Source organism: Gemmatimonadota bacterium (assembly GCA_040388625.1).
Lineage (GTDB): Bacteria > Gemmatimonadota > Gemmatimonadetes > Gemmatimonadales > Gemmatimonadaceae > Fen-1247.
This window is the reverse complement of sequence record JAZKBK010000001.1, coordinates 359,634-383,752: the sequence shown is the minus strand read 5'-3', so window position 1 is coordinate 383,752 and position 24,119 is coordinate 359,634. Positions and strand designations below refer to the sequence as shown.

At 62.5% G+C, this 24,119-nt stretch carries 33 protein-coding genes and 1 tRNA gene; 1 reads left to right on the top strand and 33 read right to left on the bottom strand.

The features are described 5' to 3' along the window. Window positions 1–44: 44 nt before the first annotated feature. From rpmB to smpB, 11 genes are all read right to left on the bottom strand, one after another. Window positions 45–257: a 50S ribosomal protein L28 gene (gene rpmB / locus V4529_01765; protein MES2357046.1), complete on the bottom strand. Its 213-nt coding sequence runs from the start codon at window positions 255–257 to the stop codon at window positions 45–47. A 38-nt stretch (window positions 258–295) separates the two neighbouring features. Beyond that, window positions 296–658, bottom strand: a complete 363-nt coding sequence (rplQ, locus tag V4529_01760; protein MES2357045.1) for a 50S ribosomal protein L17 — start codon at window positions 656–658, stop codon at window positions 296–298. Window positions 659–807: 149 nt separating this feature from the next. After that, entirely contained in the window at window positions 808–1,884 is a 1,077-nt protein-coding gene (locus tag V4529_01755) for a DNA-directed RNA polymerase subunit alpha (GenBank protein ID MES2357044.1), read from the bottom strand. A gap of 213 nt (window positions 1,885–2,097) precedes the next feature. Then, entirely contained in the window at window positions 2,098–2,730 is a 633-nt protein-coding gene (rpsD, locus tag V4529_01750) for a 30S ribosomal protein S4 (GenBank protein ID MES2357043.1), read from the bottom strand. A gap of 3 nt (window positions 2,731–2,733) precedes the next feature. Continuing rightward, window positions 2,734–3,111 carry a 30S ribosomal protein S11 gene (rpsK, locus tag V4529_01745; protein ID MES2357042.1) on the bottom strand — a complete coding sequence of 126 codons (378 nt, stop codon included), beginning with the start codon at window positions 3,109–3,111 and terminating at the stop codon, window positions 2,734–2,736. A gap of 3 nt (window positions 3,112–3,114) precedes the next feature. Continuing rightward, entirely contained in the window at window positions 3,115–3,492 is a 378-nt protein-coding gene (gene rpsM / locus V4529_01740; GenBank protein ID MES2357041.1) for a 30S ribosomal protein S13, read from the bottom strand. Between the two features lie 3 nt (window positions 3,493–3,495). Continuing rightward, window positions 3,496–3,612 (bottom strand): 50S ribosomal protein L36, encoded by a 117-nt coding sequence (gene rpmJ / locus V4529_01735; GenBank protein MES2357040.1) that lies wholly within the window; start codon window positions 3,610–3,612, stop codon window positions 3,496–3,498. Window positions 3,613–3,654: 42 nt separating this feature from the next. Then, entirely contained in the window at window positions 3,655–4,374 is a 720-nt protein-coding gene (pyrF, locus tag V4529_01730; protein MES2357039.1) for an orotidine-5'-phosphate decarboxylase, read from the bottom strand. Next, window positions 4,362–5,285, bottom strand: a complete 924-nt coding sequence (locus V4529_01725) for a dihydroorotate dehydrogenase (GenBank protein MES2357038.1) — start codon at window positions 5,283–5,285, stop codon at window positions 4,362–4,364. Before V4529_01725 ends, pyrF begins: the two co-directional genes overlap by 13 nt. Beyond that, window positions 5,282–6,592, bottom strand: coding sequence for an N-acetylmuramoyl-L-alanine amidase (locus V4529_01720; protein MES2357037.1), 1,311 nt, complete (start codon window positions 6,590–6,592; stop codon window positions 5,282–5,284). The genes V4529_01725 and V4529_01720 overlap by 4 nt, the downstream gene beginning before the upstream one ends. An 18-nt stretch (window positions 6,593–6,610) precedes the next feature. Then, window positions 6,611–7,081 (bottom strand): SsrA-binding protein SmpB, encoded by a 471-nt coding sequence (gene smpB / locus V4529_01715; GenBank protein ID MES2357036.1) that lies wholly within the window; start codon window positions 7,079–7,081, stop codon window positions 6,611–6,613. 158 nt (window positions 7,082–7,239) lie between these two features. Between smpB and V4529_01710 the strand changes: the two genes are divergently transcribed. Further along, window positions 7,240–7,323 (top strand) — tRNA-Leu (locus tag V4529_01710). An 81-nt stretch (window positions 7,324–7,404) separates the two neighbouring features. Here the strand turns inward: V4529_01710 and V4529_01705 are convergent. From V4529_01705 to V4529_01600, 22 genes are all read right to left on the bottom strand, one after another. Beyond that, on the bottom strand, window positions 7,405–7,863 hold the full coding sequence (locus V4529_01705) for an Rrf2 family transcriptional regulator (GenBank protein ID MES2357035.1): 459 nt from the start codon (window positions 7,861–7,863) through the stop codon (window positions 7,405–7,407). Between the two features lie 52 nt (window positions 7,864–7,915). Then, window positions 7,916–8,593, bottom strand: a complete 678-nt coding sequence (locus V4529_01700) for a DUF1648 domain-containing protein (protein ID MES2357034.1) — start codon at window positions 8,591–8,593, stop codon at window positions 7,916–7,918. Then, entirely contained in the window at window positions 8,586–8,870 is a 285-nt protein-coding gene (locus tag V4529_01695; GenBank protein MES2357033.1) for an autorepressor SdpR family transcription factor, read from the bottom strand. Before V4529_01695 ends, V4529_01700 begins: the two co-directional genes overlap by 8 nt. Continuing rightward, a complete protein-coding gene (locus tag V4529_01690; protein MES2357032.1) occupies window positions 8,867–9,844 on the bottom strand; it encodes an alpha/beta fold hydrolase in 978 nt (325 codons plus the stop codon). The genes V4529_01695 and V4529_01690 overlap by 4 nt, the downstream gene beginning before the upstream one ends. Window positions 9,845–9,991: 147 nt before the next feature. Next, entirely contained in the window at window positions 9,992–11,398 is a 1,407-nt protein-coding gene (locus V4529_01685; protein ID MES2357031.1) for an aspartate ammonia-lyase, read from the bottom strand. Then, on the bottom strand, window positions 11,376–12,026 hold the full coding sequence (locus tag V4529_01680) for an MBL fold metallo-hydrolase (GenBank protein MES2357030.1): 651 nt from the start codon (window positions 12,024–12,026) through the stop codon (window positions 11,376–11,378). The genes V4529_01685 and V4529_01680 overlap by 23 nt, the downstream gene beginning before the upstream one ends. Next, on the bottom strand, window positions 12,023–13,006 hold the full coding sequence (trxB, locus tag V4529_01675) for a thioredoxin-disulfide reductase (GenBank protein ID MES2357029.1): 984 nt from the start codon (window positions 13,004–13,006) through the stop codon (window positions 12,023–12,025). The genes V4529_01680 and trxB overlap by 4 nt, the downstream gene beginning before the upstream one ends. Before the next feature lie 6 nt (window positions 13,007–13,012). After that, a complete protein-coding gene (locus tag V4529_01670; protein MES2357028.1) occupies window positions 13,013–13,753 on the bottom strand; it encodes a hypothetical protein in 741 nt (246 codons plus the stop codon). Beyond that, on the bottom strand, window positions 13,740–14,471 hold the full coding sequence (locus V4529_01665; protein MES2357027.1) for an SDR family oxidoreductase: 732 nt from the start codon (window positions 14,469–14,471) through the stop codon (window positions 13,740–13,742). Before V4529_01665 ends, V4529_01670 begins: the two co-directional genes overlap by 14 nt. 19 nt (window positions 14,472–14,490) lie before the next feature. After that, a complete protein-coding gene (locus tag V4529_01660) occupies window positions 14,491–15,345 on the bottom strand; it encodes a PHP domain-containing protein (GenBank protein MES2357026.1) in 855 nt (284 codons plus the stop codon). Then, window positions 15,342–15,608, bottom strand: coding sequence for a hypothetical protein (locus V4529_01655; GenBank protein MES2357025.1), 267 nt, complete (start codon window positions 15,606–15,608; stop codon window positions 15,342–15,344). Before V4529_01655 ends, V4529_01660 begins: the two co-directional genes overlap by 4 nt. Beyond that, complete coding sequence (locus tag V4529_01650) at window positions 15,609–15,866, bottom strand: hypothetical protein (protein MES2357024.1); 258 nt, start codon at window positions 15,864–15,866, stop codon at window positions 15,609–15,611. It abuts the gene before it with no gap. Window positions 15,867–15,868: 2 nt separating this feature from the next. Further along, on the bottom strand, window positions 15,869–17,209 hold the full coding sequence (locus tag V4529_01645; GenBank protein ID MES2357023.1) for a dihydrolipoamide acetyltransferase family protein: 1,341 nt from the start codon (window positions 17,207–17,209) through the stop codon (window positions 15,869–15,871). After that, window positions 17,210–17,473 (bottom strand): hypothetical protein, encoded by a 264-nt coding sequence (locus V4529_01640; protein ID MES2357022.1) that lies wholly within the window; start codon window positions 17,471–17,473, stop codon window positions 17,210–17,212. After that, a complete protein-coding gene (locus V4529_01635) occupies window positions 17,473–18,450 on the bottom strand; it encodes an alpha-ketoacid dehydrogenase subunit beta (GenBank protein ID MES2357021.1) in 978 nt (325 codons plus the stop codon). The genes V4529_01640 and V4529_01635 overlap by 1 nt, the downstream gene beginning before the upstream one ends. After that, entirely contained in the window at window positions 18,443–19,504 is a 1,062-nt protein-coding gene (locus V4529_01630) for a thiamine pyrophosphate-dependent dehydrogenase E1 component subunit alpha (protein ID MES2357020.1), read from the bottom strand. The genes V4529_01635 and V4529_01630 overlap by 8 nt, the downstream gene beginning before the upstream one ends. A gap of 8 nt (window positions 19,505–19,512) precedes the next feature. Then, window positions 19,513–19,806, bottom strand: coding sequence for a hypothetical protein (locus tag V4529_01625; protein ID MES2357019.1), 294 nt, complete (start codon window positions 19,804–19,806; stop codon window positions 19,513–19,515). 3 nt (window positions 19,807–19,809) lie between these two features. Continuing rightward, window positions 19,810–20,268: a hypothetical protein gene (locus V4529_01620; protein ID MES2357018.1), complete on the bottom strand. Its 459-nt coding sequence runs from the start codon at window positions 20,266–20,268 to the stop codon at window positions 19,810–19,812. After that, window positions 20,268–21,590, bottom strand: coding sequence for an inositol-3-phosphate synthase (locus V4529_01615; GenBank protein MES2357017.1), 1,323 nt, complete (start codon window positions 21,588–21,590; stop codon window positions 20,268–20,270). The genes V4529_01620 and V4529_01615 overlap by 1 nt, the downstream gene beginning before the upstream one ends. Then, window positions 21,583–22,215: a CDP-alcohol phosphatidyltransferase family protein gene (locus V4529_01610; GenBank protein ID MES2357016.1), complete on the bottom strand. Its 633-nt coding sequence runs from the start codon at window positions 22,213–22,215 to the stop codon at window positions 21,583–21,585. Before V4529_01610 ends, V4529_01615 begins: the two co-directional genes overlap by 8 nt. A 67-nt stretch (window positions 22,216–22,282) precedes the next feature. Then, on the bottom strand, window positions 22,283–22,615 hold the full coding sequence (locus V4529_01605) for a hypothetical protein (GenBank protein ID MES2357015.1): 333 nt from the start codon (window positions 22,613–22,615) through the stop codon (window positions 22,283–22,285). Between the two features lie 48 nt (window positions 22,616–22,663). Then, the gene (locus V4529_01600) at window positions 22,664–23,962 is read right to left on the bottom strand and encodes a DUF1343 domain-containing protein (protein ID MES2357014.1); all 1,299 of its coding nucleotides are present in this window, start codon (window positions 23,960–23,962) and stop codon (window positions 22,664–22,666) included. Window positions 23,963–24,119: the final 157 nt, after the last annotated feature.

The following is a 24,119-nucleotide window of genomic DNA, read 5'->3' as shown; positions in this document are numbered from 1 at the left end:
ACGAGTCGCCCCGAATGAGGAGGAATCTGAAGCCGGCACGGCGTTCAGGCTACCGCCTGACTCCGCGGCGCGCGGACAACCTTGCCGGCGGCGAGACAGCTCGTGCAGACCTTGACCTTGATGATCTTGTCGGCGACGGCGACGCGTGCTACCTGAAGATTTGGCTTCCAGGTGCGGCGCGTCTTGTTGTTGGCGTGCGAGACGTTGTTACCGAATGTAACGCCCTTGCCGCATGCGTAACACTTGTTCCGCTCGATCGCCTTGGTGCGCTTTTCAGCGAGTTGGCTCTTGATCTTCACTTGGTCTCCGGCATGAGCTCGATACGGGCCATCTCGGCGCCGTCACCCTTGCGATGGCCAGTCTTGAGGATGCGTGTGTAGCCGCCCTGGCGCGTCGCGAACTTGGGTGCGACTTCCTGGAACAGCTTATCGTTCACGGTGCGCTGCTGCACGTGACGAGCCGCAAGACGGCGCGAGTGAAGCGTGCCTTCCTTCGCCTTCGTGATGAGCTTCTCGACGAAAGGCCGCAGCTCCTTGGCCTTGGCTTCCGTCGTTTCGATCGCGCCGTGCTGGATCAGCGACTGCGCAAGGTTCCGAAGCAGAGCGAGGCGCTGCTCGGGGGTGCGCCGAAGTTGCCGGCCGACTTTTCTATGTCGCATCTGGATATCCTCTAAAATCCATGAACTACAAACCTGTAAGGGCAGGCCCCCGCGCCTGCCCATTTTCTGGCTGGCACCAAGCTTCAATCGTCGTCGTGCTGCGGGCGGGCATCGAGGCCCGCACCTACAAAATCCACCTACCGCTACTACTAATCCTCGTCGTCGCCGATGGCGGCCTCGGCGAGCGCGGCGCGGTTCGGGGGGGTGCCCCGATCCGTGATCCGCACGCCTTCTTCCGACTGCTCGAACTTCATGCCGAAGTTCAGATTCTCGCGCTCGAGCAGCTCTGCAATTTCATTGAGCGACTTCTTGCCGAAATTCTTCACATCGAGGATCTGATCCTCGGTGCGCTTGACGAGATCGCCGAGCGTCCGGATCTCGCTGTTCTTGAGCGAGTTGACCGAGCGTACGGAAAGCTCGAGGTCTTCGATCGGCGTCGAGAGCAGCTGCGCGAGCCGGGCTGCGTCGTTGCCGCCCATCTCGCTGGCCGCCGTGATCGGAGCCGAGGTGTGCGAGCCGAAGCCCGCGAAGTACTGGAAGTGCGTCTGCGCCAAAGCTGCGGCATAGCTCACCGCTTCTTCGGGCGCGATCGTGCCGTTGGTCTCGACGAGCAGCGTAAGACGATCGTAGTCCGTGCGCTGGCCGACGCGGGTCGCGTCAACGCTGAAGTTGCAGCGACGAACCGGATTGTAGATCGAGTCGATGCGAACGAGGTCGACCGGAAGATTCCGGTCGGCGACGTGCTGATCGGCCTCGACATAACCGCGGCCGTGATTCACGTACAGCTCGAAGGTGATGTCGCGATCGTCCTGCAGCGTGAAGAGATGATGGTCGGGCTCGAGAACCGTGAGTCCGGCCGCTCCGGTGATGTCGCTGGCCTTGATCGCTGCCGGTCCGGTCTTGGTGACGCGAACGACGGTGGTCTCGGTCGCATCGTCGAGGCTCAGGACGAGCGTCTTGAGGTTCGCGATGATTTGATGGACGTCTTCCACGACACCCGGAATGGTCTGGTGCTCGTGTACGACGCCGTCGATGCGGAATCCCCAAACGGCAGAGCCGCGCAGCGATGACAGAAGCATGCGGCGCATTGCGTTGCCGAGTGTGTAGCCGAAGCCGCGCTCGAGCGGCTGCAGCCGGAACTCGGCGACATTGGGTGTGTCCTCGCGCTTGGTGGACTCTACCAGCTGCGGGCGTACGAGCCCGCGGAGATCGATTGCGTTAGCCATGATGTTTGTCTGATTTAACCGTTACCCCGCCCCTAACGCGTGGTAAGTCGGTACGAAGGTTAGGGCCTCGTCACTACACCTGCCGGGTGCCTGATCGATACGGAAATCGTAAGGGCAGGCCCCCGTGCCTGCCCCATCTCCGGGCTGGCACAAATCCTAAAACGTCGTCGAACGGCGGGCGGGCACGGGGCCCGCCCCTACAACATCCACGCCCTACTTGGAATACAACTCGACGACCAACTGCTCCTGGGCCGCGATCGGGATGTTCGGACGCGTCGGGCGCTCGAGCATCCGGCCGCTGAACGACTCCTTGTCGACTGCGATCCACGAGAGCGGAGCGCCGCGCGAAGCCTGATCCATCGAAACGATGATCGAGGCCTGCTCGCGCGACTTGGCGCGAACGCGCACTTCCTGTCCGGGCTGCACGAGGAAGCTGGGCACGTCTACCGACTTTCCGTTCACCTCGACGTGACGGTGACGAACGAGCTGGCGAGCTGCCTTGCGGCTCTGCGCGAAGCCCATGCGGTAGATGATGTTGTCCAGACGGCTCTCGAGTGCGGCGAGAAGATTGTGTCCGGTCACGCCAGGCAGCGTCGTGACGCGCTCGAACGTGTTGCGGAACTGCTTCTCACTCACGCCATAGATGCGCTTGATCTTCTGCTTCTCACGCAGCTGCTTGGAGTACTCCGAAACCTTGCGGCGACGGGCAACGCTCGCGCCATGCTGGCCGGGCGGTGTCGGGCGACGCTCGACGGGGCACTTCTCGGTGAAGCACTTGGTGCCCTTGAGGAAGAGCTTGGTCCCCTCTCGGCGGCACTGACGGCAGCTTGGTCCTGTGTAACGCATGTACTAAACCCTCCGCCGCTTGGGCGGACGGCAACCATTGTGTGGAATCGGTGTTACGTCGCGAATCGACTTGACCTGCAGACCAGCGGTGGCGAGCGCCTGAATGGCGGACTCGCGACCGGAGCCCGGTCCCTGCACGCGCACGTTCACGCGGCGGACACCAGCCGAGAAGGCCTCGCGTCCAGCCTGCTCGCCCGCAACAGTCGCGGCAAACGGCGTGGACTTCTTGGACCCCTTGAATCCGGCCTTTCCTGACGAGCTCCACGAGATCGTGTTGCCGCGGTTGTCCGTGATCGTGATGGTCGTGTTGTTGAACGTCGCCGACACGTGAGCGAGGCCCTCGGCCTCGACGATCTTCTTTACTTTCTTCGCAGTTGCCATGTGTTACTTCGTGACCTTCTTCTTGCCGGCGATCGCGCGGCGCGGCCCCTTCTTGGTGCGGGCGTTAGTGTGCGTGCGCTGCCCACGAACCGGCAGACCGCGGCGATGACGCGTGCCGCGATACGAGCCGATGTCCATGAGGCGCTTGATGTTCATCGCGACTTCGGTCCGAAGAGCGCCCTCGACCTTGAGGTCGCGCTCGATGGCCTGACGAAGCTTGTTCGTGTCAGCATCGCTCAGATCGCGGACGCGCTGCGACGGACTCACTCCCGTCGATTCGAGAATGGACTGAGCGGTCTTGCGACCGATGCCGAATATGTAAGTAAGCCCGATCTCGAGCTTCTTGTCGCGCGGAAGATCCACGCCCGCAATACGAGCCATTAGTTAACCCTGACGCTGCTTGTGCTTGGGATTGCGGCTGCAGATGATCCTGATCACGCCCTGGCGCTTGATCACCTTGCAATGCTCGCATATCGGCTTGACGCTGCTACGTACTTTCACGAACTGCTCCGAATTTTGGGTCAGCCTTTGAAAATAGTCCGGTCAGGCCAGGGACGCAACCGCCTGATCCATCGCTCCGGCAGGGTCATGCGCCGACGTAACGGTCCGGCCCAACACGACATACGTGGCGCCCGCCCGCGCCGCCTCGGCCGGCGTCACAACGCGACTCTGGTCCCCCCGGTCGCTACCGGGCAGCCGGACCCCGGGCACCAGGAGCTTGAGGGCCGCGCCGAAGCTGTCCCGGAGCACCGGAGCCTCCAGCCCGCTGCAGACCACCCCCGCTGCGCCGGCCCCCTGCGCCAGCCTGGCCAGCCGCAGGACATCGGGCGTGAGATCGGCCGATCCATCGCCGCGGTCCCCGCCCCACGCGGCGTCCAGATCGGCACCGGTAAGCGACGTCAGGACGGTCACCGCGAAGACCTCGCAATCCGGTCCCGCGATTTCCACCGCCGCCCGGATCATTCGTACGCCGCCGCTCGCGTGAACGGTGACTATCGAGGCGCCCAGCTCCGCGGCCGCGGCGACGGCCTTCTCGACGGTATTCGGAATGTCGTGAAACTTGAGATCGAGAAAGACCCGCTTGCCGCGCGCCACCAGCTGCCGGACGATGGTCGGCCCCGCCACGGTGAAGAGCTCGCCTCCGACCTTGTAGAAGTCGCACCGGTCGCCAAGCAGATCGACCATCTGCAGGGCAGCGTCGGGCATCCAGAAGTCCAGAGCGACGATCGGCGTCACGCCACCGGCTCCCGTCACGCCGGCCACTGCAGAGTACCGATGATGTCCTGGATCGCACTCACATCGTGCTCGTCACACCAGTGCGACAGATCGCGCACGACACGCTCCGCCGTACGCGGATCGCGCAGGCTTGCGGTGCCGATTGCGACCAGGGATGCGCCAGCGATCATGTATTGAAGTGCGTCGCTCGCGGATGTCACCCCGCCCACACCGATAATCGGAAGCGACACCGCGCTGCGCACGCGGTGCGTCGCCAGCACGCCTACGGGGAGCAGTCCCGGCCCGCTCGCGCCACCGCTGCCGAACCCGATCCGCGGGCGACGGGCATCGATGTCCACCACGAGTCCCGGCAGGGTGTTCACGACTGTGATTCCGTCAGCGCCAGCAGCCGCAGCCGTGAGCGCCGCGTCGCCGATATTCGGCAGTACGGGTGACAGTTTGACGAAGATCGGTTTTCGCGTCGCCGATCGGGCGCCGGAAACGACTGCCGCGAGCGACGTGCTGTCGGCGCAGAATTCGATTCCGCCGGCGCGAACGTTTGGACAGCTGACGTTGAGCTCGAACGCGCTGATGATGTCGGCGTCATCGAGATGACGCACTACATCCGCGAAGTCTTCGGTCCGGCTACCCACGACGTTCACGATCACGCGCGCGCGCTTCACGTGCTCGGCGAGCCACGGCAGATCATCTCGCTTCACCGCCTCGACGCCGGGATTGGCGAGTCCCACAGCGTTGAGCATGCCGCCTTCGAACTCCGCGACGCGAGGTGCCAGGTTGCCGCCTCGTGGCTCAAGGCTTACGGCTTTCGTGACGACGCCGCCGAGCGCATCGAGATTTACGACACCGTCCAGCGCGCGGCCGAATGCAGCGGTTCCGGATGCAAGGATGATCGGGTTCTGGAACCGTACACCAGCTGCCGTCACCCGAAGGTCGGTCACTTGGTAGCGCTCCCGCCGCCAACGCGTGCGTCGTATCTATCCATGTACGCCATTATCGACTTTGCTATCGACCGCGCGATCTTTCGCTCATTGTCCGGATCACTAATGTACGCAGCCTCGGACCTGTTGGTGCCGAACCCGATCTCGACCAGCACAGCAGGCATGAATGCACCGCGCAGGACGGCGAAGTTGGCTTGCTGAACGCCGCGATCCGGGCCGGGATGGAAGGATCGGAATCCCGACTCGATCTGCTCTGCGAGATCGGCGCTTTCGCGCAGGTGCTCGTTCTGCGCCATGTCGTTGAGAATGAAGTTGAGCGGATCGCCCTTCTTCGTGTTTGGATCGGCGGTCTCGAAGCGCACCGCTTCGTTTTCCATGCGTTCCACACGCTTTGCATCTTCCGTCTTCGCTTCGGCAAGGAAGTACGTCTCATAGCCGCGGTCGCGCGCAGCGGCGGCGCCGCGCTGGCCGGTTGCGTTGACGTGAATCGAAACGAAGATGTCGCCGCGCGCCTTGTTCGCAATCGGGCCGCGATCGTAGAGACCGATCAGCGTGTCGGTGGTGCGCGTCATCAGCACATCGGCACCATCCTCCCGCAGCGCAGTAGCGAGCATTTTCGACACTGCGAGGGTGATGTTCTTCTCCAGGATCTGCGGGCCGCCACCGATCGGTCCATGCATGCCGGGATCGACGCCGCCATGTCCTGCATCGACGACGATCAGCCGATGGCCCGGCCGCTTGACCCGGACGGGGGTCTCCGATGCGACCCGTGCTATGGCCGCAGACTCGCCGATCTCGCGCGGCGTGGCGCCAGCCGCGGGCGTATCGGGTGGCGCTGTCGCTGGCGCCTGCACTCGGCGCGCAGCACTGTCGAACTGCCGTACCTCGTGCAGGTCCTGGTCGTACATGTAGCCCGAAAAAAAGCGCGGGACCAGCTCCGTCACGACGAAGAACGGGAGGATGACATTCCTGCCGACGACGCGCGGCGGTGACGTCAGCGGAACTATCGTCGAGTCGTCGCCCGCGAACGGCACCGCATCGGTGAAGCTGATGTGCGAGTCGCCGACGGTCAGTGAATAGTGGCTTGGCGATGTAAGCTTGAACGTTCCGCCGAGTGCGGCTGCGAGCTTGCCGGCATCGACGCCGACAACGCCAGCTGTGTTGACGAGCCGCAACGTGGTTGTACGTGCCGGCGTGCGCACGACGACCGACTCAGGAGGCGCCGGAACAGGCTGCGCGCGAGCGTTCGTCTGACGACCAACGGTTGCAGCTGTCTGGAGCAGGAGAACGAGCCCCGCTACGATCATGAACGCCTCACGAACGCCTCACGAACGCCGCATGGCGCGCGCCATGTCACGTTCGTCGTCGCGCTTGCGAGCGTCTTCGCGCTTGTCGTGAAGTTTCTTGCCCTTGCCGAGCGCGAGAGCGACCTTGGCGCGGCCGCCCTTGAAGTAGAGCTCCAGGGGAACGAGTGTAAGGCCCTGCCGCTCAACGGCTCCGATCATCTTGCGAATCTCCTTCTTGTGCAGCAGAAGCTTGCGCGTGCGCGTCGGCTCGTGGTTGACGTAGCCGCCGCGCTCGTACGGAGAGATGTGGAGATTGAGCAGATAGACTTCACCATCGCGAACAATGCCGTAGGCGTCGGAGATGTTAGCCTTCCCGTCACGCAGCGCCTTTACTTCGGTACCGGTGAGCGCGATGCCGGCTTCCCAGGTCTCGAGGAGTTGATAGTCGTGCGACGCCCTGCGGTTCTTCGCAATTGACTGGCGCGCCGGCGTGGCGGTAACGTCGGGCATGGCTGTCAAGTTAGGTGTGTGGGGCGGCGTTGCGCCACCCTGTCCGTGCGGCTATGTTGAGAGGCTTCCGGTGAGTGGTACACCGCTCTCGGTATTTGGCGTCCGGTTCGGGCTGGTTTTCGAATCGAAGGCGGCGCACTGCGGCACTCAGCCGCTTCGCTCGGGTGGTGAAACTGGTATACACGCAGCGCTCAGAACGCTGTGGCCGAAAGGCCGTGCGGGTTCGAGTCCCGCCCCGAGCATGCGCGCCTGCAAAATGGATCCGTGCCAGCCGCCAGCCGCCCGCTGGCGCGCCCTGTCCAGGAACGGGCGATCCGAACCTGTTAGACCGTTTCCAGAATGGGCAGCCCGATGCGCTCGCGCACGGTCGGCTCGTCGTGCAGGAGATCGGACAGGTGAACGCTATCAAGGACGTTATCGATCTTCTGCTGGAGCATCACCCAGATCGGGCGGATGCTGCAGTTGTGTGACGCAGCACAACGCGTCTCCTCTACGGGATGACTGACGCAGTGCAGGTCGAACGTCTCGAGCTCGGAGGCGTGGATCACGTCGCGGATGGTGATCTCGCTGGACGGCCGCGCCAGCATGTAACCGCCGCGGGCACCGCGGACGCTCTTGATGACGTCGGCGCGACGGAGCCTGAGGAGGATCTGTTCGACATAATCCGCCGGCAAGCGCTCCTGTGCGGCGATGTCGCGTCCGGTCACGGGACCGTCTTCGGACCGACGCGCCAGGTGCAGCGCGCAGATTACACCGTATTCAGCCCAAGTAGTGATCCGCATCCTTGGAGGATACCGGCCGGCAGGGCTCCGAGCAAGGCCTTGCGGCCGAGGCTCAGGGCACGTTGCTGGAATGAGCGATCGAATACGAGTAGACGGCGACGACGACCAACTGCGCCAGAAGGGCCGCAAGGAGCGGCTTCAGGGCTGACTGTGGAAACGCAACCGCACCGATCATCCCGAGGATTCCTGCCGTGACCATGCCATACCCGCCAGCGCGTTGGGTTCGACGCCATACCTCCTCACTTGCGTACGCCCACGGAAAACGCACGCCGATGAACGCGTTGCGCCGCGTTACCTGCGGGAGGTAGTTGCCTATCAGGATCATGGCTATCGAGACGATCAACGCGAGGAGAAGCGGGAGTCTTCTCTGCGCGACCAGTCCGAGCGAACTCGTTATCGCGAACGCGTGTATCGCGAGCATCGATGCGATGACGGCAACGATGACGACGTTGTACGCTGGACGAGCAGTGGAGTCATCCGATTCGCGGTCGTCATACCTGATGAACAACGATCGATCGTAACGCGGCACGAAGCCCACGATGATCCACGCGGCCAATATCACCACTGGAAGAAGAAATGCGCCCTGGACCCTGCTGCCAAAGTGATCCGGCGCTCCCGAAATTCCCCAATGCGTCGGGACAATCGCAGGCAGATGCGGAAATGCCACGATCGAAATCGCAAACGCCGCAACGACCATTAGAAACGAAATCAGTCGACCGTGGTCACGCATCTTGTTCCGACTCCACTGCCTGAGGTTTGGTCCACGACGCGAGCTTCTGCAGCACATCCTGAAACACCGTCGTCGCCAGTTCGTAGCGCATGAACTGTCCTTCCTTTTCCGCGTTGATGAGACCTGCGTCTTTCAGTACGCTCAGATGACGCGATATCGTTGGCCACGATGAACCGAATTGCTCCGCGATTTCTCCCGATGTGAGCGAGCCGCCGCGGAGAAGGTCGAGAATCGCGCGGCGGGTCGGATCTGCGAGTGCGCGGAAGGCGTCAGTCACCGCGCGTGTGGTGCGGCGCGAACATACGCCACGATCGCGGACACGACTTGGGGCGCGATCGGAATTCCCGGATCGGAATACACCGTCGTCGCCTGCTCCGCCTTGTCAGCCGCCCCGAGCTTCAGGACGTGCGTCATTCCGTCGACCGTGACGAGCGTCGCACCGGGCACGGCCGCCAGCAGCGCGGCGTCTTTGGCAGATACCTGCACGTCGTGCGTCCCCTGAATCACGAGCGTCGCGTACGGCAACTTCTGGAGCTCGGCGGCCGGATCGTACTTGAACCACGAGATCATGTAAGGCTGCACACTCGCGCGGAACAATGAAGCGAGTGCGGGCGGCGTGCTTGCGACTGTCTTGCCGGCAACGAGCGAATCGAGCGTGGATTCGAACATTGCCGGTGGCACTCCGGCCGCCGTGAGCTGCTCCCGCAGTATGGCGGCAGCGGGACGCCCTGCACCCTCGAGCGAGACGAATCCGTCGGCTTGCGCGCGTTGTGCTGCGACCATGCCGACCAGCGACCCTTCACTGTGGCCGACCACGACGACCCTGGAGAACCGCGGATCCGCGCGCAGCATGCGGATCCAGGCAGCGGCGTCGTCCACTCCCATGTCGAACCGGTAGTCATCCTCCTTCATTCCCGACATCGCTTTCGCGCTTGCACCAATTCCGCGCTTGTCGTAACGCACCGACGCGATGCCGTTCGCCGCGAGCGCCTGGGCAAGCAGCTTGTAAGAATCCGTGTCGAGCGTCCTGCCCGGAGCGACCGGCGCGGGCGAGTTTCCGTCGCGATCCGTGGGGCCGGATCCGGCGATGATCAGGACGACCGGCTGCGGGGCTGTTCCGGGCCCGACCACCAGCGACCCGGCGATATCGCCCGTTGGCGTTGTCAGAGTGATGGGAACGGACGGAATGCTGTCCTGGCGGGGAGACATTGGCGCAAGCGAGAGTGCGGTCAGGAGAAGCGCTGTGAGCATCGGAGTCTCAGGGATTAGTTACTTAGCATATTAGCTAATTGCTGCCCGCGAGACAAGAGTTCAACTGGCGCTACCGCAGCTCACCACCCGCACGGATGGCGAGCGAATGCGGGGCACGAATGCATCCGTGCCTGTCACCAAGATTCGTCAGTGCGTTCCAGGCACCCCGATCTCTGTCATCCGCTTGAGATCCAGCACGTCGTCGATCTCGCTATCCGACAGCACGTGCTCGCGCTTGACGAGATCTCGAATCAGAACTCCTTCCTTGACCGATCGCTTGCTGATGTCGGCCGCCTTCGCGTAACCGATCTGCGGCGCGAGTGCGGTCGCGAGGGCTGCTGAGCGCTCGACCCAGTACGCGCACTGATCTGCGTTGGCCTGAATTCCGGCGACGCACTTCTCCGCAAACGTGCGCGACGCGGTGGCGAGTATGTGCTCGGCGAGCAGAACATTGTATGCGATCACCGGCATCATCACGTTCAGCTCCAGCTGACCGTGCTCGGCTGCCGCTGCAACACAGGCGTCGAGACCAACGATCTGGAAGCAGACCTGGTTCACCATCTCGGCGATGGACGGATTGATCTTGCCGGGCATGATCGACGAACCCGGCTGTACAGCCGGCAACGTAATCTCGTCGAGACCCGTTCGTGGACCGCTCACCATGATACGGAGATCGCTGGCGATCTTGCTGAGATCGAGCGCCAGCACCTTCATCGCCGCGCTGAATGCAGCGGCGTCACCCATGCTCTGCATGAGCTGGATTCGATCCGACCCTGCGCGGAGGTTGCCGTCCATCATGGTGTTGAGGTACTTCACCATCAGCGCGGGATACTGCGGCTCGACGTTGACGCCCGTGCCGACGGCGCTGCCGCCGATTCCCAGATCACGCAGATAGTCGGCGGACTGGTTCACGCGCTTGAGATTCCGCGCGAGCGTTCCGGCGAATGCAGTGAACTCCTGTCCCAACCGGATCGGCATCGCGTCCTGAAGATGCGTGCGTCCGGCCTTCACTATGCCGTCGAATTCCCGTCCCTTCTTTGCCAGCGCGTCGATCAGCGACTGAATCGAATCGTTCAACTGTGGAAGCTGCGCGATGCACGCGATTCGGATCGCAGTTGGAATCACGTCATTCGTGGACTGCGCCATGTTGACGTGATCGTTCGGATGAACGGGTGAATACTTGCCGCGCTCGCTGCCGAGCATCTCGTTGGCGCGATTTGCGAGCACTTCGTTGATGTTCATGTTATGCGACGTGCCGGCGCCAGCCTGGTACACATCGACGATGAACTGGTCGCGCCACTTGCCGCCGAGCACTTCGTCGGCCGCTGCGACGATTGCGTCGGCCAGGCGAGCTTCCAGGCGGCCGGTTTCCTTGTGGGTCAGTGCTGCCCCCCGCTTGATACGTACGACCGCATCGACGAACGCGGGAAGCGGACGAATACCGCTGATAGGGAAGTTCTGGGCCGCGCGCAGAGTCTGCACGCCGTACATCGCGTCAGCGGGTACGGCAAGCTCGCCCAGTGGGTCCTTCTCAGTCCGCGTTGCGTTTGACATTTGCTATTCCGTTCAGAAAAGGGTTGCTGTTGAGCTCGTCGCCGATCGTCGTCGGGGCGCCATGGCCGGGATAGACGACGGTCTCACGAGGAAGTGCTGCCATCGTGCGCAATGATTCTTGCATGTGTGCGGGATTCGCCATCGGGAGATCGGTGCGTCCGATCGATCCGGCAAACAGAACATCGCCGCCCAGCACGATGCCATGTCCGCGGAACACGACGTGGCCGGGGCTGTGACCCGGTAGATGAAGGACGTCGAACGATAGATTCCCGACACGGAGAACGTCGCCGTGGGCGAGATCCTCGTCAGGTGGCCCCGGTTGCTCGAACGGCACCTGATACGATTCCGCGAAGAACGATTGGGCATCGTAAACGGGCCGGTCAACGGGATGAAGGTGCACTGGCACGCCCGCAAAGCTGCGACGGATCGCGGAGACAGCGCCGATGTGATCCAGATGCGCATGCGTGATCCAGATCGCACGAAGCGTCGCGCCGCTCGATTCGATCATGTCCAGAAGCTCGTCCGCATCGGCACCGGGATCGATGATCACGGCATCGCCGGTCTCCTCGTCGACGACGAGATACGAGTTCTCCTGGAACGCGCCGACGGTACGCGACAGAATCTTCACACCGCGTATCCGCCCGTCGCCACGATTCGGCCGACGGACGAATCGCGCAGTGAAGCGAGATATTTCTCGGCAGCTATCGCTGCGGTCGTTCCGTCACCCGCTGCGGTTGTGACCTGGCGCGTGAGCTGGGACCGCACGTCACCCGCCGCGAACAGTCCGTCGATCGACGTCTCCATGTTCGTGTCGGTCAGCAGATAGCCCATCTCGTCGTGATCGACGTGGCCTTCGATGATGCCCGTATTGGGACGGAACCCGATGAACACGAACATCGCAGTGGCGGCAAGATTGCTCTCGGCGCCCGTCTTCACGTTGCGGAGCTTGAGATTGTTCACGAATCCCTGCTCGTCCGCCTCGACGCGTTCGACGAGAGTGTCCCAGATCACTTCGATCTTGGGGTTCTCGAACAGCCGCTTCTGCAGAATTTTGGAGGCGCGCAATTCATCGCGCCGATGGATCAGATAGACCTTCTCCGCGTAGCGCGTGAGGAAGTCACTCTCTTCAGCGGCGGCATCACCACCGCCGACAACGGCGATAGTGTGGCCCTTGAAGAACGCGCCGTCGCAGATGGCGCAGTAGGAGACGCCCTTCCCCGCATACTCGGTCTCGCCCGGGACGCCAAGCTTGATCGGCGTGCCGCCGGCTGTGATGATCACGGTCGGTGCGTGGTAGATGTCGCCCGACTCCGTCTCCACCTCGAACGTCGCATCCTCGAGGCGTCTTACCGTGAGCACGACGCCCTGATGAAATTCAGCGCCAAATTTCTTTGCGTGGTTCTCGAAGCGCTGCGCGAGATCCCAGCCCTCGATGTGCTCGAAGCCCGGATAGTCCTCGATCGCTTCGGTGTTGAGCAGCTCTCCGCCCGAACCACCGCGCTCGATGATGACTGTCTTCAACATCGACCGCCCGGCGTACATCCCCGCGGTCATTCCAGCGGGACCGGCACCGACGATTATGACGTCATATTCAAAAGTCTTGCTCATGAATTTCTATGAGGTTTCAGCGCCGACGTGAAGTATGTTGAACGCACCGTGGCAATGAGAAACTGTCCCGACGAGCACGTTCGCGGCTGAATCAGCGGCCACGCGTTGGACCAGCCTGTCGGCGGCGACCACGTCGCGCGTATCGAACATCCCAACGCCGAACGCACGGTGGCTACAGTGAAATATAACCGGCCCCTGCAACGGCTCGCCCGCGGCGGTGGATCTCTCTACGAGCTCGACCGCGGCACTCGGCATGGTCCAGGTTCGCTCGCCTCGCGTATGCGGGCAGAGGCGCGGCTCCACGCAATTGATGGGACAGGTCCAGGTCGCAAAACTGGCGTAGAACGTTCCGTCCGGCGCCGCGCTCTTCCACGGCGTGTCGGGCTCCAGCGTCAAGGCGCGAGTCTCGACCATGCGTTGCGGCCAACGCGATCTCGCTCTGTCCCGCAGCCACTGGTACATCAGGTGCGGCATCAGCGGTGAGGGAACTATCGCGTCGCGATTGTCTTCCGGCGCGGAACCGAGATAATCATCGAAGAAGTCAGTCCACTCCGCAATCACGATCTTGGCGTCCGATTCGATTTTCGCGACCGCGCATTCCGCCGAATGGTCGACGACGAGCACCTTCTCAAAACTGATTGCGCCTGCTTCGCGGGCACGATCGAGCTGCCGTACATAGTAGGAGCCGTAGCATCCGCCGCCGACGATAACGATCGTGCCGTAGTCGCCCGCCTCAGGTCCGGACATGGCGTCCGCCGTCGACCAGCAGTGTATCTCCGGTCACATAATCGGCACGCAGAAGATACAACATCGCCTCGACCACATCGTTCGGCGATCCTATCCGGCGCAACGGGGTCGTGGTGGCGAAATGAGCGCGCGTCGCGTCGTCCCAGTTATCCGGCAACAGCACTGCACCGGGCGCAATCGCGTTGACACGCACGTCGGGGGCGAACGCGCGCGCCAGTGCGCGTGTCATCTGCACGACGCCCGCCTTGCTTATCCCGTGCGGTATGTATTCAGGCCACGTTTCGAATGCAGCGAGGTCCGCGAGATTGACGATGCATCCCCTCGTACTCCGCAGGTGTGGCCGCGCTGCCTGCGCCAGAAAGAACGGTGCGCGCAGATTCAGCGCGAACATCGAGTCCCATTCAGCGACGGTCACGTCATCGACGGGAGTACGGCGCATCACAGCGGCGGAATTGATCAGGACGTCGAGTCCGCCGAAGTCGCGTGTTACGGATTCAACGAGCGATCGCGGCGCATCGGGTTGTGTGAGATCAGCCTTGTACCCGCGGCAATCGTGGCCGCCCGCCGACAGTTCGCGCACGAGCGCATCGGCTTCCTCACTCGCAGCGTTGTAATTGATCGCGACGCGCATACCGGCATCGGCGAGCGCGACGCTCAGCGCGCGCCCAACGCGATGTGCGCCTCCAGTGACTAGCACGCTGCGGCCGCTGATCTCCATGCTCTCCCCCCGTTCCGCGCTACGATACGCGCGTTACAAGCCGCACATCCTGCAGATCCAGCCACGCCTCGGGAACGTGCATGTTGCCGAGCGTGCGATAGCCTTCCGTGGCACCGTGCCAGTCCGAGCCGCCGCTTGGCACCAGATCCAGCTCGCCGGCGAGGCGGCCAAGTCGCTGCGTGTCTGCCGGAGTGTGACCGGGATGCCGCACTTCGACGCCGTCCAGTCCGAGCGCGGCCAGTCGCGCGAGTCGCTCGCGCGTTCCGTCGCGGCCCGGATGCGCCCAGACTGCCAGCGCACCGGCGGAATGCGCGAGCCCGATGGCATCGCCGACGTCGAGACGAGGCTTGGGGACGTACGCGCACTTGCCCGCACCGAGATACCTGTCAAACGCATCGCGATGATCGGCGACGTGTCCTGCGCGAATCATCGCGCGTGCAATATGCGGTCTTCCGAGCGCGCCGCCGGCCGCCTCGACGAGAACATCCTCGATGCTCACAGGCACGCCCGCGACGGCGAGTCGTTCCACGATCGCGTGGCCGCGGTCAACGCGCTCGCGCTGAAAGCCTTCGAGGCTCGGCCGGATCGCGTCTGCGTAGCGTATGTGCAGCGCGAGCAGATGAACTTCGAAGTCACCGTGGTACGCGCTGAGCTCGCAGCCGCGCACGACTCTTATCCCGAGGCTGGCACCGGTGGCGAAAGCCTCGTCGTTGCCCGCAATGGTGTCGTGATCGGTGATCGCGATCGCCTGAAGTCGCGCGCGCGACGCGGCCTCGACGAGCTCGGCCGGCGACACCGCTCCATCGGAGGCCGTTGAATGTGCGTGCAGATCTACATAACGCTCATCAAGCGGCTCAGCGCCGCGGTCACTCATCGAGCGTAGAACGCCTCGGGCGAAGTCGCGCTTGGCTGCGACTGAGCAAAGAGTCTACGGAGATCGTCGTCGCTGAGCGCCGCGAACGACTGCTCGCGCCAACGCGATCCAACCGGCGAGTAGCGAACCACGCGCGTCTCGCGATCGGCGCCCGTGCCGCGTGCGAAGATGAGAGCGAATTCATCCTTCGTGTTCGCGGTCACGTAACCCGTGGGTTGTACGCGCCATGCGGCGCCGTCAACTGTAACCGTACGAAAGGGCATCTAGAACTCCACTTGATGGTAAATGCGCAGAGGGCCCGACCCGGGACCGGGCGCCGACGCAACAGCCTCGGCGAGAATCACCGAATCGTCGGCCTCCGTAAATTCAACGAATGCGTTGCGCAGGCCTGGATCTTCGAAGACCCAGAAACGACAGCCGGCCGCGGCGTAGTGTGCCGCGCGCTCGGTAAGACGCGTCAGATATCGCGCGCGCTCACTCGGCGGTATGGTGGTCCGCTGAATCGTGAGCACACGCGACACGGTCAGATCACCCCAGTCTCTGGGAACGACTCGATGTTCCGTTTGATCTGCGCCAGGAACTGATCAGCCACTGCACCATCGATCACACGATGGTCGAACGAGATCGAGAAATACGCGCAGGTGCGAATCGCAATCGTATCCTCACCATCCGGCCCCGTTATCACCTTGGGTCGTTTTTCGATGGCACCAATACCCATGATCGCCACCTGCGGCTGGTTTATGATCGGCGTTCCCATGAGGGAGCCGTACCCACCCGGGTTGGTGATCGTGAACGTGCCGTCCTGCACTTCCTGCGGGGAAAGCTTCTTGCTGCGCGCACGGTTGGCGAGATCGTTGAGAGCGCGCGTGAGACCCGTGAGTGACAGATCGTCCGCGTTCTTGATGACGGGCACGAGCAGACCCCAGTCGAGCGCGACAGCAATTCCGATGTTGACCGGACGACGGTAGATAACGTTGGTGCCGGCGACGGACGAGTTCATGATCGGATATTGCTTGATCGCGTCCACCGTCGCCTTGATGATGAAGGGCATGTACGACAACTTCTCGCCCGTCGCGGTCTCGAACTCGCGTCGCTTGTTCGCGCGGATCTTCGCGATGCGCGTGAAATCCATCTCCATGAACGACGTCACGTGTGCGGACGTGCGGCGGGATGCGACCATGTGGTCGCTTATGAGGGCGCGCATCTTCGACATCGGCTCGACACGATCGCCGGGCCATGGCTCAGGAATCGGCCCGTGGAACTCGCTTGCGCCGCCGGGTGCGTGCATGGATGCAGCTGGCTGCGGTGCCGGTCCGCTCGCGAGATGATCGAGCAGATCGCGCTTCGTCACACGGCCGGCGATGCCGCTCCCATTCAGACCGGTGATATCGACGCCGTGCTCTGCAGCCATCTTGCGGACTAGCGGCGATGACTTGGAGCGCAGACGTCCCTCGAACGAGTCCGGCGCCGGACTGGAACCGTTACCGTTCCCGTGAGCCGGCGGCGCACTTGCAGCAGCGGCGGCTACTGGTGCCGCGACAGCGGCCGTAGCGACGGCTGGGGCAGCAGACGCTGTGGCACGAGCAACTGCGGCGGGCGCGGTGGCAGCCACCGGGGCGCCCTTTTCTGTCTCGATCCTTGCAACCAGCGTCTGGACCGCGACCGTCTTGCCTTCCGGAACCAGGATCTCGGCGAGTGTTCCAGCGGTTGGTGACGGGATTTCGGCGTCCACCTTGTCGGTGGAGATCTCAAAGATCGGCTCGTCGCGCTTGACCTCGTCGCCGACCTTCTTCAGCCACTTCGAAAGGGTGCCTTCCGCGATCGACTCGCCCATCTGCGGCATTGTCACATCTATACGAGCCATCTATGACCTCCGGCTTGTCAGCCTGATAATCGATACCAGCGGAAGCAGCACCACCCCCGCAATCATACCGACGAGCGCGTATGATCCCCAGTTGCAAGCCGGGATCCCCTCGGGCGGCTTGCAGCCCTGATAGGACCCGACGAACTTCGCAACCAGAACAGCGATCATGCCGCCGCCGAAAAATCCCGCCACGGCGGAAAAGCAACCGGCCCCGACCAGGGCGCCCACCGAGAGCCGGTCCGAGCCTGCCGGATCTTCACTCATCAATAAGCTACAATGCGCCGGAGCGCGCGTACTATATCCGACGTCTGCGGGAGCACGTAATCCTCGAGCGGCGGAGAATACGGCAAGGGCACGTCAGCAGCAGTGACCCGAAGCACGGGGGCATCCAGCCACTCGAAGCACGTCTCGTTGATCCGCGCCGTAATCTCGCCAGCGATACCGCCCGTCCTTGTATCCTCATGCACGATCAGAACCCGGTTGGTCTTTCTGACCGTCCCGACAATGGCTGCATCGTCCAGTGGCAACAGGGTCCGAAGATCGATCACCTCGACCGACACACCGTCTTCCGCCTGCATGATTTCGGCCGCTTCCAGCGCCTTCCAGAGCGTCGCCGAATACGTGATTATCGAAACGTCCGTTCCTTCCCGGGCTGTACGGGCCTTCCCGATCTGCACGACATGATCGCCGGCCGGCATCTCTTCCTTGATGCGCCGATACAGATACTTGTGTTCGAAGAAGAGCACGCAGTCGTCGTCGCGGATTGCTGCCTTCATCAGGCCCTTTGCATCGGCGGCGCTCGCCGGACTCACGATCTTGAGCCCCGGCGTGTGAAAGAATGCAGCCTCCGGATTCTGGGAATGGAACGGCCCGCCGCGCACGTAGCCCCCGCTCGGGCCGCGCACGACCATCGGACATCCGAGGCCGATTCGGTAGCGCGCGGTGGCGACGTAGTTCGTGAGCATGTCGTACGCATTCGAAACGAAATCCATGAATTGCATCTCGCACACGGGCCGCATTCCCATATGCGCTGCGCCCGCGGCAGCGCCAACGATGGCGATCTCCGAGATCGGCGTGTCGATCACGCGCGATGCGCCGAACTTCGCCTGCAATCCCTCCGTAACCTTGAATGCGCCGCCATACGCGCCGATGTCTTCACCGAGACAGAAGACGTTGGGGTCGCGCTCCATCTCTTCGAAGAGCGCCTGCCGAATCCCTTCGAGGTAGGTGACCTCAGACATCGTACGTCCCCCACCCTGACGCGCGCTCGTGGCTGTCCACCGCGCTACTCACATCTTCGCGAAACCACAACGGCGGCACGTTCGCCTGATTGGCGTACACACCGCGGAGCGCCTCGACGGGCTCCGGCATCGGTGATGCGTCAGCGACATCGGTCGCAGTGTCTATTTCCGTCCTGACACGATCGTCGATCGCAGTGAGCTCCGATGCTTTCACGTTTTCTGCACGGAGCACCTTCACGAATCGGTCGATCGGATCGTTCTCCGCGGCCCAGCGATCGATCTCGCCCTCCGGGATGTACGATTGGTTGTCGTGCTCGGCGTGGCCCTTTCTGCGGTAGGTGATGAGCTCGATGAGCGTCACGCCTTCACCACGCCGCGCGCGATCGACTGCACGCCTGGTGACGTCGTACACTGCAAGCACGTCGTTCCCATCCGCCTGCTCGCCCGGAATCCCATAACCGATCGCCTTGTCGACGAACGACCTGGCGGCGGTTTGCTTCGCAACGGGAGTCGAGTATGCGTAACCGTTGTTCTCGACGATCACGACGAGCGGACAGCGCTGCACCGCAGCAAAGTTGATCCCCTCGTGGAATGCACCGGTGGACGTGGCGCCGTCTCCAACGAAGACGAGACCTACGCGATCCTCGCCGCGCATCTTTGCCGCGAGCGTGACGCCAGCCATCACCGGCACCATGTCACCCAGGTGCGAGATCTGTCCGACGAACCCGCGCTCGATGCCACCGAAGTGGATGTTGAGCTCCTTGCCCTTCGTCGGCGAATCGCCCTTGGCCATGTACTGCTTGATGACCTCGGTCGGCTCCGCGCCGCGCACGAGCATCGCGCCCAGATTGCGAATGAGTGGCGAGAGAATGTCGCCCTTGGACTTGTCGAGTGCGTATGCCGCACCGACGGCGTCGGCTTCCTGTCCCAGTGAGCGGAACAGACCTCCGATCACCTTGGTCTGCCGATAGAGATTCACGAGGCGCTCTTCGAGCGAGCGCGTGAGCCGCATGAAATAGTACAGCTCGAGCTTCTGCTCGCGCGTCAACGTCATGACGCCGCCTAGTATGAAGCAGTAAGCTTGTACGCCGGATCTTCGGCCCGATGCAGCTCGACGAAGAACTTCTTGGCGTTGCGATCCAGTCGGCTCTCGCCAGTCTGGTCCGTGTCGATCTGCACGAACGTGTAGTGACCACCTTCCATCTTCACGCTCAGTTTGAGCGCGCCGAGTGGACCGGAAAAATCACGAGTACGGTTCGCCGATGCCGTTCGGTTTTCCTGGATGGTCGGAAAGAACGTGTCCGCAATTGCGAGGACCTGATCGGGCTTCAGATGAGATCTGAAAAAATGGCGCATTTGTCAGCGTTTGGTCGTATCTGTGCTCTGGCCGAGCGGTGGAGCTGGCAGAACCTGCTGCTGCCAGTCCTGCGTGCGCTCGAGCTTGCTTGTTGAATCCCGCCGGAACTGCAGGCCGACGGCCCAGTCGCCTGACACCGGAAAGCGAACGTGCGCGTAGTACGTGCCGACTTCCGCTCCCTTTGCAAGGCCGTCGCCCGTCTGCGCGTGCTCCTGGCTCGTCGCGAAGATGCGTCCCTGCCCCGCCTGGATCGGCTGGCCGCTCTCCTTGTCCGACACGACGACCTTGAACACCGTCATCTCCTCCGAGATCGGCGGAGCTGGCACGACGCTGATGCGGAAAGCCATGTCGTCGGTCCACTGCCGAATCTCGCCCGCGCGGTTGTTGTTACCACCGCACGATGCCAGAGAAACGGACGCGGCCGCGAGCAGTGACGTCCACATCAGCGTCGCTGTCTTCATTATGCGTAGTACTCGAGTCCGAGGTGTGTTATCTGATCCTCGCCCATGAGATGCCTCAGCGTGTTCTTCATCTTGGTCTGCTGGATGAAGAGATCGTGCTCGGGCTGCAATCCAGGCGCCGTCATCGGGCTCTTGTAGAAGAACGACAGCCACTCCTGGATTCCCTTCATTCCGGCCCGCTGAGCGAAGTCGCTGAACAACGCGACATCGAGCACCAGAGGCGCGGCGAGAATGGAGTCGCGGCAGAGGAAGTTGATCTTGATCTGCATGGGATAATTCATCCATCCGAAGATGTCGATGTTGTCCCAGCCTTCCTTGTTGTCGCCGCGCGGCGGATAGTAGTTGATGCGAACGACGTGCGAGAAATCCTTGTACAGATCCGGATACTTCTCCGGCTGAAGGATCGTGTGCAGCACCGACAGCTTGGACTCTTCCTTGGTCTTGAACGACTGTGGATCGTCGAGCACTTCTCCGTCGCGGTTGCCCAGGATGTTGGTCGAGTACCATCCAGCAAGTCCCAGCATGCGAGCCTTGAGTCCTGGCGCGATGACGGTCTTCATCCACGTCTGGCCCGTCTTGAAATCCTTGCCGGAAACGGGAACGCCACGCTGCTGCGCGAGCTGGAGTAGCGCGGGAACGTCGGCGGAAAGATTCGGCGCGCCGTTCGCGAACGGCACGTTTTCCATGATCGCTGCATACGCGTACAGCATCGATGGGGCGATCGCTTCGTCGTTGTTGTCCATGGCGCGCTCGAACTGCTCGATCGTCGCGTGCTGCGGACCCGCCTTGATGAATATCTCGGTCGAAGCACACCAGACGATCACTACCCGGTCGAGCTTGTTCTTCGCCTTGAAATCACGAATGTCCTGACGCAGCTGCTCCGCGAGATCACGCTTCGTCTTGCCCGTCTTGACGTTGGTCCCGTGGATGCGCGTCACGTAATGATTGTCGAATACCGCAGGCATCGGCTTGATCGCCGCCAGAAAGTCCGCGATCGGAGCAACGTCCTTCTCTTCGAGAACCCCTGCCTTGCGAACGGCCGTCAGAGCGTCATCCGGAATCGGATCCCATGCACCGAACACAATGTCATTGAGATTCGCGAGCGGAACGAAGTCCTTGATGAGCGGAGCGCGGTTGTCGGTCCGCTTTCCGAGGCGGATCGTCGCTGTCTGAGTGATCGAGCCGATCGGCTTGGCGAGCCCTCGGCGAATGCTCTCGACTCCAGCTATGAACGTCGTGGCCACGGCGCCGAGGCCGGGCGTGAGGATACCGAGCTTGCCTGAAGCCGGCGCGATTTTGGGTACAGCTGAGCTGTTAGACATTCACCAGTGGTTTCTTGGATGTTGCGCGATGGACGAAGCTGATGCGCTGGACTGCCGTTATCCATGCTGTAACCGTCAACAGGACAACGATCGCCATGAGGACCCAGCCATGCAGCGCCAGGCCGAAAAATGCCTGTGGTACGGATAATAACACTACGCGCTCCGGTCGCTGCATCACCCCGACCTTGGCATCGATTCCGAGGGCCGCCGCACGGGCGCGAGTGTATGAAACGAGGAAGGTGCCGATGATCCCGAGCAGGCACACCACGAGCATGTAGATGTTGTGGTATAGCGCGGACGAGGCGTAGAAGACCGCGAGCCCCGCCATGACTCCGCCGTCGGCCACCCGATCCAGAGTCGAGTCGTAGAAGGCACCAAAAACGCTCGATTGGCCGGTGCGGCGTGCTACAGTTCCGTCCAGCACGTCGAACAGCGCCGTAAGCCCGATGATCCAGCCGGCTGTCATGATGTGGCCGGTAGCGTACACGACCGCGCCGGTAAGGGTGCATATCGTCCCAACTGTCGTTATTGCGTTCGGATTTACCCGCCGCCGGACCAGAAAATCAGCGGCAGGTTCAATGACCCGCAAATAACCAGCTTTTATCGCCTCCCAGATCGCCTTCATCGGCGTGGAAGGTAGCCCGCCGGAGGCTATCGGGCTAGGTGTTTGACCGCGAAGCGCGCTGCAACCGCTACGGTATCTGCCATTGGTACAATCCCGACAGCGTTACGTTGTCGCGCGTGTAGGAGCGGGAGCCGTCGATCGGTGTCGCCTTCAATCCTACCGTGGCGCCAGCGGAGATACCCGGCACATTCATGGTCTCCGTGCTGTTCGCCCCGACCTGCTTGAGAAAGATGTCGCTGCCGCTGCTGACCACGTAGATGTTGGCCGCCTGAGAGAGGTTGTTGGTCACCTTGAGCGTTACCTCGCTCACCGGCTGCGGTCCCGTCTTGACCTCGACCTGTCTCGGGCCGCAGGCCGTCGCGGCCACCGCGAGGCCCAGCATGACTATCAGTTTCTTCATTGATGCTCCGGGAAAATGGTCGATTCGTGCACCTCGGCTACTATGCTCTTAGTAGATGAGATATTTCGATACACGCTGACGAAACGCATACGCCGGGCCGTAGGTCGAATCGATGACAGCGTCGGGGTCGGCCCCGCTCAGGATCGCCCGTCTCGCGGACGGGGATCCGAACAGTCGATCGAACCGCGTCGAATCGATCGTGAAATCGGTCGGATAGGCCTGGTGGATCGCTGCGAGCAGTCCGGCGGCCAGCCGGCTCGTCTGCAGCTGGCTGCGCTCCGTCACCTCGATCCTTATCCCGTGGACCAGCTGGCCGGGATACTTGTTGTCGCCCGGAGAAACCGGAGTAAAGTCGACGGCAGAGAATCGCACGCCGCGAATCGGGCGGTCCTTGAGCAGTTCGATCACACGCTTGGGATCCATCCACGGCGCTCCGATCCGCCGGAACGCCTCGTTGGTTCCGCGGCCCACTGACAGATTGGTCGCCTCGAACGGGACCAGACCCGGGTAGAGCATGATGGCGGGAAACGACTGCAAGCTTGGCGAAGGAGCGACGAACGGAAGCCCGGTTCGGTCGAACCAGACTTCGCGGCTCCACCGTGCTGCGGGCACAACGTGCAAGTCAGCTCCGATCTTGAGCTCGGCGTTGTAAAACCGCGCAAGCTCGCCCATCGTCATACCGTGCCGGAGCGGAATCGGATATAGCGCCCATGCGAGTCCGGGCTTGCCCGGCGCAGGGTCATCTGCATTCGAGAGTGCCGAGTCGAGCATGGGCCCTTCGACGAGCGATCCGGTGATCGGGTTGGGACGGTCCAGTACCACGATCGGCTTGTGCGCCCGCGCAGCTGCGCGCATCGCGTAAACCACGGCGCCATCGTATGTCCAGGTGCGCGAGCCGACATCCGGGAGGTCGACGACGAAAACGTCGATCGCGCGAAGAGTCGTATCGGGGGGCGGGATGGTCTGGTTGGTGTACAGGGAGATGACAACCAGCCCGGTCGCCGGATCGATTCCGGACGCGATGCCGGTCCTGTCCAGAGTAGTCGCGAACCCGTGCTCGGGCGAAAACAGCTCGACGAGATGGACGTTGGATCTCGTGGCGCGCTTATCCGTCATGAGCAGCTTGACGTCGCTTCTGCCGTGCTCATCTACCCCGCTGGCGTTCGTCAGCAATCCGACCCGTTTGCCCGCGACGAGGGCGATACTGTCACTCAGCAACACCGATATGCCGGGCCGCACGTTCGCTTCGGGGAGGCCCGTTGGATCGTCCAGCTTGTGGTACACGACTGAGCATCCCGCGGTGAAGAGCAGAAGCACGAACAGCGGTCGGACGAGTGGTCGCGGCATCACGTGGGATTCCGAAGGTTGTGGGGTGAGGATATAATCGCAAAGGGCGAGCCTTCCTGCCATTACCGCGGCTGTAAATAATTGGTCCGTCCCCGGAACCGGCCATCCACCGTGGGTGTAACGGGGCGCTGGAAAGTCGTATTTTCCGTTTATATTT